Below are 13,138 nucleotides of genomic sequence, written 5' to 3' on the forward strand. Positions count from 1 at the left end.
ACTGCATCTTGACCGCCACTTAATGAGAGCGTTTCAGTAGCAGATCCTCCGTCAATTGAATCAGATCCTTCAGCAGTAACACTAAAGGCAGTCATATCTAATCCAGAAGGTTTATTAGTGTCACCATCTGAACCCTGAATTAGTCCTTCTATGTCAGAAGCTGAATAAGTTATTGCATCATCTAAAGTAATAGTAAGTTCATCCCCCGCAGTATTAAACGATGCTGTTTCATTTCCAGCACCCAAGCCATTTGAATTTGCAAAGGTAATATCAATATTACCTGTACTTTCATTGGAAATTCCAGCTTCAATGGTAAAGTCGTTAGACCCACCGATGGTCCCTGTAGCTTCTGCTTGTGCTGCGTCTTGTCCAGTACTATTTTCAGTAGCTGTAGCATTAACATTTGCAGCTACTTTACCACCTGTTAAGGTATCAGCAGAAATTTCTGCATTGGCAGTAATTTCACGTCCACCGTCTAGCAAGCTTTGCGTGTTAAATTCAGTAGTATTACCGATTCGGTTAATTTCAGAGGTCAATTGATTCATTTCTTTTTGAATTTCTTCACGATCCACTTCTACGTTTGTATCGTTGGATGCTTGTGTTGCTAATTCACGCATACGCTGAAGAATAGAGTGTGTCTCATTAAGTGCACCTTCAGCAGTCTGAATCATGGAAATACCATCTTGTGCGTTACGGGATGCTTGATCCAAACCATTGATTTGCGCACGCATTTTCTCGGAAATCGCTAAACCTGCTGCGTCATCACCAGCACGGTTAATACGAAGGCCGGAAGAAAGCTTTTCCATAGAATTTTGTTGCGCTTGTTGATTGATTCCCATTTGACGATGAGTATTCATCGCTGGAATGTTGTTGTTAATAATCATACTAAAATCCCTCCATAGATTTTTAAGTTCTACGTCCGTGTAGAACTTTTAATATATTTCAAATCTCAAGATAAATAAGAGTTCATCCAGATCTCTTGCTTCCATCCTTGAAAGCTATGTATCTACCTTGAGGATTTGACAAAATTAGTTGAAACTACTTCGTTTCTGTAAACTTACTTATTGTAGTCTTCATAAATTTCTTCTCGGAGTACGGGAATATCTTTTGGGGCCTCGATTTTTAACCTAAAGATATCTTTCTCCTTATCTTGTTCAAGCATGGTAATCTTAATGTTATTACCAATGATAATGCTTTCTCCAGATTGCCTTCCTACAACTAACCCCGTAATTCACCCATCCTCCTTGATGTTATCTACTATTTGTATCGGTCATAACATAAAAACATTAAGACTAAGAACTTGTTTTTTGTTAAACTTTTTATTTTAATATGTAATTTTTTATACAGTGGGGTACATTTCCTACTTGGGAAATGTGATTGATATTAAAAGTATCCTTTCGTTCATTTTGATACTTTCCTCTGTAAGTATTTCCTTCTAAATAAAAAAATCTATTAACTATACCAATTATTTAAAGAAAAAGTTAATTAAATAAATGTACATAAAAGGAGATTGCTAGAATTTAAATTTCACCTATAATATATGTAGATAACCTACTAATGCTTTCTTTTACATCTCCCGTTTATTTAAGAATAATTCCTAGAAAAGACGGTGATATCAATTGAACACTGTGTCTTTTATGACTCAATCCTATCAATACTTGTATGCTATTGAAATGAGCCTACGTGAAACAATAACCCGTGAATTATTGTCCGCCTACGGTACAGCTTGGGAGCAGCAAACTGGAGAAAAACATACATTTTCAACCTGCTACTATCATGAATTAATTCCTTACTTCGCCAAACACTCTCCCTTACAAAAATTCTTTACTGCCACAGAACGCAAACAACTTTATCAACTCACTCCAATCAGAAATAAAATCTGCCACATGCGAACATTAGAAGAAAAAGAATTTAAACAATTAGAGAGCTGTTATCAACTGGTAAAGAGGCGACTTCATAAATTCGAACTACAAGCATAAGCGTACGATTTACAGATTTCCAACATACATTTATGAAGAAAAAAGACTAAATAAGATTTTAATTAAATCAAAAGCTTAAAATTTATTTGACGTATTCGGCAATCAGCTCATGTAATAGACAGTATTATGTTTGTTCGTTATTTCCTATGAATATACAAAAGCAGCTTAGTGTTTAACGTATAGCCTCCGCCAGCATAATTTTGAACAGGTATTCTGCTTTTCCAACAATTTGTCCACTGCTATTGCCATAAACAGCCACTAATTACGGTAATGTTCAAACTAATTAGAAAGGAATCTTGTTATGTCTTTATCTCGTTCATTATTTTTATGCTTAAAAGAATGGATGCACTACCTCTTATATTTTTTGAAACTTTACTTTAAATCCTCACATGATATTAAATTAGAAAATATTGCCCTCAGAAGCCAACTTGCACTTTACATCCAACGCTGTGACAAACAAAAACTGCCTAAACCAACGCCAACACCTGCTTTTAGACAACTATGGCTTTTCCTCTCTATGCATTTGAAGCAGTGGAAGTCCCACCTTATTCTTGTCAAACCTGACACAGTTATTAAATGGCATCGAACAGCTTTTACATTTCATTGGAAAAGAAAATCAAGGAAGGTTGGGCGACCGAAAATATCTCGTGAAACGATTCACCTTATAAAGCGTGTACATCAAGAAAATCCGTTGTTATCACCTGAGAAAATTCATGAAAAACTCAAGCTGCTAGGAATTGAGAAACCTCCTGTACCAAATACGATTTCTAAATATCTCCCTAGTACGCGTCAACCACCTACTGAAAAACAAATGCAGTCTTGGAAAACTTTTCTCAAAAATCATCAGTCTGATACTTGGGCTACCGACTTCTTTACCATTCCGACTTTAACTTTTGATGTACTCTATGGCTTAGTCATTATTCATCACCAAACTCGTAAGATTATCCATTTTGAAGTAACAACCAATCCAACCGCGGAATGGATGATTCAACAATTTAGAAATGCTACACCTTATGGAAAAGCACCTAAGTATCTTATCCATGATAATGACAGCATCTTCCGTTCCAAAGCATTTCAACGTTTTTTAACTTCATCAGGAATTACTACAAAAAGAACGGCGTTTCAATCACCTTGGCAAAATCCGTATGCGGAAAGAGTCATTGGCACGCTACGGCGAGAATTGCTGGATCATATTATTCCATTAAACGAAACGCATTTAGAGCAGTTACTGACAGAATACATTGAACAATATTACAATACAGAACGCACACACCAAGGAATAAACGGTAAGACACCAGTTCCATCACCTGAATATATACCTACTGATTTAAAAAATATAAAAATAAAAGCAACTCCTGTGCTGAATGGACTTTACCATACATACAAAAGAGTTGCTTAGACAACATAAACCAACTTTTCTTAAACTCCAGCCTTTAAAAAATGCTTTTACAAGGCTTGTTTGTCATGTCTTATTTTAATTTTGGCTTTATCTAATGAAGACATTCTACTAGACGCTTCTAAAAATCTTCCCTTTTCCCCCCTTTTTATCAATAACCTTCTACATATTTTAGTAGGTACTAGCTGTTTTTAGTTACGGATGGACTTTTTGAAGGGTACAACTTCCTTCTTATAAAACATTTGTTAGATATGTTTTTTGCAGTGACAGGCATTCTACCAAGAAAAAGACACCGAAGTAAGACTCAGTGTCTGTACTCGGTGTCTTTTCTTCACTTCTTTCCCTCAATTAATGAAGTTATGAAGTAACGTTTCGGTTATTATTCAGCAATTGCAAGTCCCCAAGTGCTATCAGTTTCATTCCAAGTAGCAGTGTATGTTACTTCATTTCCTGCTTCATCGGTAACTGTGAATTCGATTGTCTCTCCATCATTAGCACCATCTTCTGTGTTTAGAGTAGCTGCTTGAGCGTTGACGGACGCATCAAATGTTACACCAGCCCCCGTACCCTCATCAACCACAGCTACGCCTGAAGCATTTTCGCTAAATTCTACGTCAAATGTTGTATTATCATTTGTACCGTCTGCAGCTTCTGACACTGTTGGTGCTTCAGTATCAATTTCAAAATCGAAGTCATTGTCATCGCCTGTAGCATCTGAAGTTTCGTCGCCACTTGTTACAGTTGCTTTTACAGTGTATTCACCATCATCAAGACCATAAAGATCTAGTGTAGAAGTCACTGTACCACGAAGTAGGTCACTTGATGCAAGTTCTTCAGTAGCAAATTCAAAACCATCAACTGTAACAGTGATAGTATCTCCTGCTTCTACTTCAGACTCTTCAAAGTCTATCACGAAATCTACTGCTTCAGCATTAGCCTCAGTGTATTCCTCAGCGTCGAAGACACCATCCTCTAAATTATCATCAGAAACAGAGACTGTTGGTGCTGTTAAGGATTCTTCACTACCGTTGTCATCACCGCTACCACTGTCGTCGCCCTCATTTGCAACATCTTCTTCCCAAAGAACTACAGCTTCAGCAAAGCGACTATTGTCAGCTGTCAACGCTACACTTACTTCATCTCCAACTTCAATGTCACGCAGTGATTCTGCTGACCAGTCATCTTCATCGGAATCAGTTGCATCATATACTGCATCAGTGAACTCCAATTCATAAGTCTCACCGTCCACTTCGATTTCATTATTACTAACACTTACATCAGTAACAATTCCATTACCTTCATGGTAATATTCATCGGTGGCTACGTCAGTAACAACTGTTCCTGCTTCATTGATAGTAAGTCTATCAAGAGTTCCTTCTTCAACATTAATGTCGGAATCACTTACGTCGTACGTTACTTCTTCACCCTCTACTAAAGCAGTGATACGTACAACATCTCCATCGGATACTGCAACATCTGTAATGAGAGCATAAACGTCTTCTTCATTAGCTACAGTGTCTTCGTATGCAACGATATGAGTGACGTTTCCATCTTCATCATAATAGATAACAGCTTCCTCAGCACCAATGTCCACGCCATCTTCTTTTAGTTCGCCCCAAGTAGTTACGTCTACATCATCAGTGTCAGGGTCACTGTAGTCATCAGCATCAGATACGTCATAGACAACTGTGCTGTCCTGTAAACGGTAACCATCTGCAAAACTATCATCTTCATCGATAGCACTTTCAAGAACCTGAGAGTTCTGGTTAAATTCTAATTCAGTTACATTGCCATCGTCATCTTCAATAACATTAAGGATGTTACGAACTCTATCGTTATCCTCATTCTCTTCAAGGTATTCATCTAGGTCGACAACTACCTCTGCATAACTTTCATCATCATTTACTGCAAGAATGAAACTAGCATTTTCTCTATTGTCGATGTCTGTGTCAAAAGTTTCATTGTCAGTGAATGATTTCGCAAATACAAATTCATCAACTTCTTCAGGGTCATCAGAGTCATCACCTGGGAAGTCTCTATTGACTCTAAATTCTGTTTCAGAGTCGCCATCAATAACCGTGATTTCATCTAATTGACTGAGTGCAAAGTCATAAAGGGAAGAGTCCCCATCTGCATTCACACCTTCGATTTCAACACGGTCATTGTCTAGGTTATCAAAGTATGGAGTAACTCCATCTTGAAGGTAGAGATGATTATCATTTGAAGCAACTTCTTCAGTGTTACCAGTAACGTATACTAAGTCACCCTTATGGTTAAGGTATAATGTTACTTCTCCACCAGCTTGAAGCTCTTGTGCTTCATCTTCATCGAGGTCTTCAAAATCTCCGTCCTCATCAAGATATTTCGCACGTACTTCATCGTCGGATACGTAATCGTATCTTTCTCCATCAATTTCAAAGCTGTCTTCAAAGACGTTTTCAATTTCACCTGTGACTGTATTGTTATAAACAACGGCGAACCCGTCTCCATCATAAGCATCTTCGTTAAAGAATACTAAATCGCCTTCTTCAATGTCATCAATAGAGATTTGTTTACCATCTTTAACAATGATGTAATCTTCAAGATCTAACTCGTTATCATCTTGACCTAAAATGTAGTTGCCATCTACTTCTTCAACCAACACTGGGTCCTCTTCTAGGTCATAAGCATAAACACGTGCTACATCGCCATTGTCATCAAAGATAATTTTTGCATAGTCGTACTCTTCGTCAATTAAGTCTGCAACTTCATCTTGACCTTCCGCAACTACCTCACCATCATCAGAACCAGCTTCATCATTAACGATGAATACTACGTCTTCAGCAAGGTCATACTTTGTGCCTTCATCTACAGTTTCGATTTCATCGTCTTTATTTACTTCGATGGCATCGTAAACAACATCTTCATGAGTGATAAGTTCAAAATCTTGTACTACATCATCAGAGTCAAACCATACACGAATTTCTTGACCAAGAGCTTCTTGGAAGTTAAGTTCAAAGTCTTCAGGTACATCTAATGTAACAGACTCTGCTTCAGGATTATCGGAGTCGCCATAAGTAACTTCAATTTCACGCTCTTCAGAATCAACTTCTGTAACACGAGCATAATCGTCGTCATCAAGGTAAGCTGGACGAACGAAAGTATCTTCTAAATCTCCAAGTTGGATAGTGTACTCTGTAAGACGTTCAATTTCATAGTTATCTTCATCGTCATAAAGAACGATTTCTGCAGACATACCATCAGATGCTAGTTCTACACTCTCTACACCTACACGCTCAAGGCTTGCAGATTCAAAGATGCGGATATCACTGCGGTCAAGCTCCTCACGATAAGGGCTAGTGAAGTCAACTTGAAGTACGTGACCATCTTCAGTAAGCGCACTTACGCCTGCAATTTCAGTTGGCTCGGCAACTTCTAGTGCACGGTCAAGGAATACAGCGAATTGCGCACGGTTTACTGTTTCGCCTGGACGGAATTTGCCGTCTGCTGTATTGGTAATGCCGTATTGAGCAAGGATTTCAATGTTTTCTTTATGGCTGGCGTTTGCTTCGTCAATGTCTACAACGCCTGGGTCTTCGCCTTTGTCTTCAAGGTCGAAAGCACGCACAAGGATAGTCGCCATTTGCTGGCGGGAAAGATCCATGCCGCCTGCGAATACAGTGTTGTCTTCACGACCTTTGATAAGGCCGGCTTCTTTCACTGCTGCAGCGTATGGAGTGTAATAGCTGTCGTCTGTAAGGTCTTCAAATGGAGCAGACGCGTTTTCATCTACTTCCAAATCAAACGCTCTTACAAGAAGTTCTGCTACTTGACCACGCTTGATTTCTGCACCAGGGGCATATGTACCGTCAGGGTAACCATTAATAACGCCTTGGTCAGACAAACGTTGGATTTCTTCAGACGCCCAATAATCGTTGGATACGTCGGTAAAAGATTCAGCTGCTTGAGCATCTTGTTGTACGACTGCTGGTGCAGCACTTGCTACAACGGCAGCAGAAAGGGATGTTGCAAGAAACTTGCGGTAAGACTTAGGTTGGTAAGCCATTTGCAAATCTTCCTCCTTTTTATTAGGTACTCTACTCTAGTATTAGTAGAATACTAGTTTCTAATGTTCAGAGACGATCACGCCATCTGGTTCCTCAACGATCTATTGTCGGGTCATCGGAATACAGAAGCGTTCGCATATCCTACATTAGAATGATATAATTTCCGTTTTTTCTCAAAAACTGCAAAAATTATTATACTTGCCAGTTTTTAGGCTGTCAAACACCCTGCACAAGTGCTAAATGCACTGTAATATAATGGATAATTGAACAGAATACGGCAATTATTGTACACATTTTACAATGAATTCTACTACATTCTACTCATATTTACTACCCATAAGAAAAATTATTTAGATAATTTTCATAGATTACCGCGGCTTTTGTTTTACATATCGTTTTTCTTGGAACGACATTTTTAAATTGGCAACAGAGTCTATCGTCTCTTTTTGTTTTTCCAATGTTTCCCTCACCTTACATATTGAAACATACAAGTTACAGTTCTGTCACGCAAATATTACGTTTTTATAAAAAATGAGCCATTGGTTGCTCCATCGTCTGTCCTGCATACACCGTACGCGGGGATGAAGGGGGACAACCGCTTCTAAGAAAAAAGAACTCCTTCCAAAAGCATACACAGCCTCTATCACACACAACGAAGGGTATGCTTCAAATAGAGAAGTATGCTGCACGTTCTGTGAAAGAGTACAGTTATTTATGTAAAAATATGAAATGTCACAGATCACTCATACGAAACAGCAAAAAAAGCAGCCTGCGCATCATAGTGACACAGACTGCTTTTCTTCCTATTATTCATTGTTTTGTTTATTATTCTTCGTTGTCTTCCTCTTCTTCTGCTTGCATTTGTTCTTGTTGAATTTCTTTTATCTTTTCCTCGATAAACGTTTCTAAATCACCTTCTGCCTCGTTGTAATCGTCGTAGCGGACACTCGATGTTTCATTAAAGGTTTGCAGCTCACCGGCTAATTCAATCGTAAACGTAAACCGGCTGTCATAGCCGCGCAGGCGCATGTCGTCTTTATTAATGTAGGCCGCCATATCAATGCGGTCGAGCTGAATGGATGACTGCTCCTCTTCCCCCAGGCCGTCTCCATCAATAACACCTAAGCTTTGCAGTTTCTTTTCTACTAATGACACATGCCTTTCATCGGTTCCTTTGAACGATACTTCGTAATACTCTTCTTCCTCTTTCATCAGAAACTCGTCTTCAAATTCAAGAAAGAAGCGCATATCTTCTGTTGGCTTGATGAGCGGCTGCAGCTCGTCTGCGTTGGTATCATGATCTTCCCATTCTTTGTTTTCTCTTACTTCTACATCGTCTCCGTTCACACGAAAGTCCAGCTCTACTGCTTCGTTGACATCAATCACATTCATGTTCGATTCTATGTACGCTTGCAGGGGTTCATCATATTGCACTGCCCCGCGCGCAAAGCTTGAAACGGTTTGTTGTTCGGCACTGAGCGTGTCAGAATGCGTGAAATATACGCTGTCAATCTGCTCCATTTCCTCAATGGACTGTTTGTATACATCTTCTGGCAATTGTTCTTCGCCGCATGCACTTAGCAGCACCACGCTGGCACCAGCTGCAAGTACAGCCGCTTTTTTCGCTATCTTCATAGGGTCTCTCCTGCTTTTTCATAATTAATAGTCGCACCCTGTATTTTACAAGCCTCGTCCATAAAAGGCAAAGGCCATTGCTGTTGTCATCGTAATGAATATATATATCACTTGTTATTGGCTGTCAAATCAATGTATATTTTGACAATTATGTGACACAAGTCCGCTTTGTTACATCTGTGTTACAAGAAGAATCCCCTCTGTTACAACCATCGTACCAGTGACAAAAAGCACTGTTTTCATGTATTAACTTGTCACTTTTTTCCTATAAAACGCGGGATATTGGTGATAATTGTATCATTTTGTCTTTATCTTGTTACACAAATGTAAAATCACAGAAGATTCTTAGATGCTAGACTATGAATTGTGTTTAAAAGAGATACAGTTAGACAAGCCTCGACATAATCTTAGAAACAATGAAACGTTACATACAACACATCAGTGCATTATCGACCTTTACGTACTTTCTGCCAAAAGTCGCACACACCTTGTGTCCTAAGCAGAAGTTAACACATGTTAGGCAAGCAACCATTTTTTAATGAAAGAAAGGGGTGGCCATTGTGGTCAAAAAGAGTATTGCAGCATTGTGCAGTTTCGTGCTGCTGCTGTCTGTCTTTGCGATGCAGCCGCTGTCGGCTGATGCGAACTCCAAAGCAGATGGCATTATTGCAGAAGCAAAAAAACATATGGGAACACCTTACAGTTACGGAGGAACAACACCGAGCGGATTTGACTGTTCCGGCTTTATCGGCTACGTTTTCGAAAAAGAGGGAGTTGACCTGCCTCGTACAGCGTCTCAGCAATACAACGTAGGAGATTCTGTAAGCAAGTCCAACTTGAAAAAAGGAGATTTGGTGTTCTTCTCCGGGAACGGTTCATCGATTACACATAACGGGATATACATAGGAAATGGAAAGTTTATTCACTCTGCTTCTTCCAAAGGGGTCAGCATCTCCAAAGTAGATGATCCATACTATTGGGGAAGCCGTTACGCTGGAGCAAAGCGCGTGCTTGAAGATGAAACAGAAGCGGTTAAATCAGAAACGCTCGAGCCGCTTCCGCAAGGTGAATTCCACGACGTAGATGAAGACTTTTGGGCGTACGGCAGTATTACAACACTAGCAAAAGACGGTATTATTAGAGGCTATGAAAACAGCACATTCAAACCATCAAAAGCTTTAACAAGAGCGCAAGCAGCTTCTCTTCTTGCTCGTGCCCTTGATTTACCGCAAGAAGGAACAGACACTGGATTTAACGATGTCAGCAGCAGCAACGTTCACGCGGCTGCCATTAAAGCCGTCAAAGAAGCCGGCCTTTTAAACGGTAACTCAGACGGGGAATTTATGCCAAGTGAACCAATGAAGCGCCAGCACATGGCTGTTGTTTTCCACGCTGCCTTTGACCTTGAAGGGGTGGAATACGACGGAGAATTCGTGGATGTAGGCAGCGACCATCCATATTATGAACATATTCAAGCTGTCGCCGGAAGCGGTATTGCAAACGGAAATGCGGATGGAGAATTCCAACCGAACCGGGAAACAACACGTGCCCACTTCTCCGTCTTTATGGATAACGCTTTGAACGATTAATACCGGCTCTTTCAGACTCGCCCATTGGCGGGTCTTTTTTTATGGAAGAAAGCCAAACAAACATGGTGGGGGCAGCCATGTATCTATGAAACAGGGGCAGGCACATCTTCCTTTTTTGTTCTTCGCGTTATCCTATTATCGTAAGAAGCGGGCACTCCAATCAAGAGGGGGGAGTGAGCATTTATCTTTCTAGTAAAAGTATTACCCCCTCGTTTATGTTTTAAACATCCATTTTTAAAAAATAACTATTTTTTCCTTATGTTCATAGATTGATTCTATCAATCTATGAATGGCTGTTGTACGATAACATATGGGGACAATTTCCATATGAAGAAAGCGGGGAAGTATCTATGCGACAACGAAGGTGGACAATAAGCGCGGCGGCTGCTTTGCTTGTTTCCTTCCCGGCGGCTGTATCGGCAGAGCACGCCGGGGCTGATTCTAACGAACATGTGTATGTCGTAGGTTTTCAAGACAGCGTACAAGAAGACGTCGTCAAAGACGCTGGTGGTGAAATTGGCAGTGTGTGGGAGAGCATTAATGCCATGGAAGCCGTATTAACTGAAGAAGAAGCAGAAGCTCTGGCAGCGTCTGCCGGCATTGTTTATGTAGAGCCTGATGAAATGGTCGGTGTTTCTGCCGAGGCAGCAGACGCGGAAAACTGGGGGCTTGAAGCGACAAATGCACCGGCTGCTTGGGAGCATGGCTTTACCGGAGCGGATGTGGATGTTGCAGTGATTGATACCGGCATCAGCACGTCCCACCCATCGTTAGAGGTAGAAGATGGATATGCAGCGGTGGATTATACCGATTCATATGATGACGATAACGGCCACGGCACCCATGCTGCAGGCATTATTGGGGCCAATCAGCCTCAATCGGGACTGATGGGAGTAGCGCCGCGTGCGGACTTGTATGCGGTCAAAGTGCTTGATGACAGCGGCAATGGCTCGATTACACAAATACTGGACGGATTAGAGTGGGCTATGGAGCAGGATGTTGATGTCATCAATATGAGTTTTGGCACATTAACCGACTCCCGGCCGCTTGAAGCGATGCTTGATGATGCCTACCGTGACGGTATTATTATTACAGCAGCATCCGGCAACCGCGGGGAAGGAGACACTTCTAGCGGACGTGTGGAATATCCGGCCCGTTATGGTTCTGTTGTTGCTGTTAGTGCGGTTGACCAGCAAAAAGAGCGGGCATACTTTTCTGCATCAGGAAAAACGGTCGAGATCGCCGCACCAGGCGTAGACATTGTGAGTACATACAAAGATAATACATACGGCCCTCTCAGCGGCACATCGATGGCCACTCCATTTGTAAGCGGTGCATTGGCGATTTTAAAAGAAGCATATCCTGAGCATACACCCGATGAACTGCGCAGCATGCTTCATCAAGAAGCCGAAGATTTAGGGGAACCAGGACGTGACAGCCGCTTCGGATACGGCCTGCTGCAAATGCCAGACGTTAGTGACAGCGAGGTCGTGCGTGACGGGACGTATCCTGATGATGAGAACAGCGGCGGGTCCGAACAGCCTGAAGAAGATGATATTGATGAACATCCAATCGACGATATACCAACAAATAACGTGACGTTTGATTTAGAAGCTTCGCCGTCCTATAACGACGATGGCTCAGCTGCTGCTGCGTTGGAGTGGACAGCCATTGATGATGCTGATGTCTCGTCTTATTACGTGTATCGTGATGGCGTGCAGCACGCAGAAGTAACAGAGGAAACAGCATTTATCGATGAAGGCCTCTCTTCTGGAACATATGAATATGAAGTGAGCGCTGTGTATGCGGATGGCAGTGAGTCCAACCGCAGTGAAGCTGTTTCGGTAACGATTGAAGACAATGACTCGCCGCCAGCAGAAAACACCGCCTTTCAATGGCCCGAGGTGGTCGAGCAGGCGCCGTCATTTGCCGATGTGAATGACAACTTTTGGGCGGTCACACCAATCACCGAGCTTGCTGCACGCGGCATTATGACAGGCAGCAATGATGAATTCCGCCCGAATGACTCTGTTACACGCGGGCAGGCATTAGCTGTTATCGGACGCTTTTTAGGATGGGACAGCACACCGCGCAACACAGATTTCCCTGATGTCGATGCTTCTTACTTTGGTTCTGGCTATATCGCTCACGCGGTGAATGCCGGGTTTATCTCCGGCTTTGCTGATGGATATTTCCAGCCCAACCGCCCGATTACTCGCGGACAAATGGCAGCGATTTTAGGCAGTGTGTTTGATGTGAATGAAGCAAGCGGTACAAATCGATTCACCGATGTGGATGAAACGACAACCGGCTATGATACAATCGGCTACTTGGCCCGCCACAACATCGTGCAAGGCTATGACAACCAAACGTTCCGGCCAAACAACTCCCTCTCTCGTGCGCAGTTTGCCAGTGTGTTTTACGGGTTTGGCGAACACTTGATTCACAACTAGTTTATTTACCGAAACAGCCAGTGCGTTGTTTCGGTTTTTT

The 13,138-nt window shown here is 41.5% G+C and carries 7 protein-coding genes; 3 read left to right on the forward strand and 4 right to left on the reverse strand.

The window, feature by feature from the left end:
* A partial coding sequence (locus BLT18_RS18550) for a flagellin N-terminal helical domain-containing protein (protein ID WP_245705274.1) occupies positions 1–884 on the reverse strand: 884 nt, incomplete at its 3' end.
* Positions 885–1,057: 173 nt separating this feature from the next.
* A complete protein-coding gene (locus BLT18_RS18685; protein ID WP_091274935.1) occupies positions 1,058–1,231 on the reverse strand; it encodes a carbon storage regulator in 174 nt (57 codons plus the stop codon).
* A gap of 1,049 nt (positions 1,232–2,280) precedes the next feature.
* Between BLT18_RS18685 and BLT18_RS13185 the strand changes: the two genes are divergently transcribed.
* Complete coding sequence (locus BLT18_RS13185) at positions 2,281–3,378, forward strand: integrase core domain-containing protein (RefSeq protein WP_091274938.1); 1,098 nt, start codon at positions 2,281–2,283, stop codon at positions 3,376–3,378.
* Between the two features lie 376 nt (positions 3,379–3,754).
* Here the strand turns inward: BLT18_RS13185 and BLT18_RS13190 are convergent, their stop codons facing one another.
* Positions 3,755–7,420 carry an S-layer homology domain-containing protein gene (locus BLT18_RS13190; RefSeq protein WP_091274941.1) on the reverse strand — a complete coding sequence of 1,222 codons (3,666 nt, stop codon included), beginning with the start codon at positions 7,418–7,420 and terminating at the stop codon, positions 3,755–3,757.
* Between the two features lie 826 nt (positions 7,421–8,246).
* Complete coding sequence (locus BLT18_RS13195) at positions 8,247–9,056, reverse strand: DUF6612 family protein (protein ID WP_091274944.1); 810 nt, start codon at positions 9,054–9,056, stop codon at positions 8,247–8,249.
* Between the two features lie 560 nt (positions 9,057–9,616).
* Between BLT18_RS13195 and BLT18_RS13200 the strand changes: the two genes are divergently transcribed.
* Positions 9,617–10,645: a C40 family peptidase gene (locus BLT18_RS13200; protein WP_091274946.1), complete on the forward strand. Its 1,029-nt coding sequence runs from the start codon at positions 9,617–9,619 to the stop codon at positions 10,643–10,645.
* A gap of 350 nt (positions 10,646–10,995) precedes the next feature.
* Entirely contained in the window at positions 10,996–13,098 is a 2,103-nt protein-coding gene (locus tag BLT18_RS13205; RefSeq protein ID WP_091274949.1) for a S8 family peptidase, read from the forward strand.
* Positions 13,099–13,138: the final 40 nt, after the last annotated feature.

Origin of the sequence: Alteribacillus persepolensis (assembly GCF_900099605.1) — a bacterium.
GTDB lineage: Bacteria > Bacillota > Bacilli > Bacillales > Marinococcaceae > Alteribacillus > Alteribacillus persepolensis.

Coding starts and splice junctions, on each gene's coding strand:
- BLT18_RS13185 (WP_091274938.1), top strand. CDS start 2,281: ATGTCTTTATCTCGTTCATTATTTTTATGCTTAAAAGAATGGATGCAC.
- BLT18_RS13190 (WP_091274941.1), bottom strand. CDS start 7,420: ATGGCTTACCAACCTAAGTCTTACCGCAAGTTTCTTGCAACATCCCTT.
- BLT18_RS13195 (WP_091274944.1), bottom strand. CDS start 9,056: ATGAAGATAGCGAAAAAAGCGGCTGTACTTGCAGCTGGTGCCAGCGTG.
- BLT18_RS13205 (WP_091274949.1), top strand. CDS start 10,996: ATGCGACAACGAAGGTGGACAATAAGCGCGGCGGCTGCTTTGCTTGTT.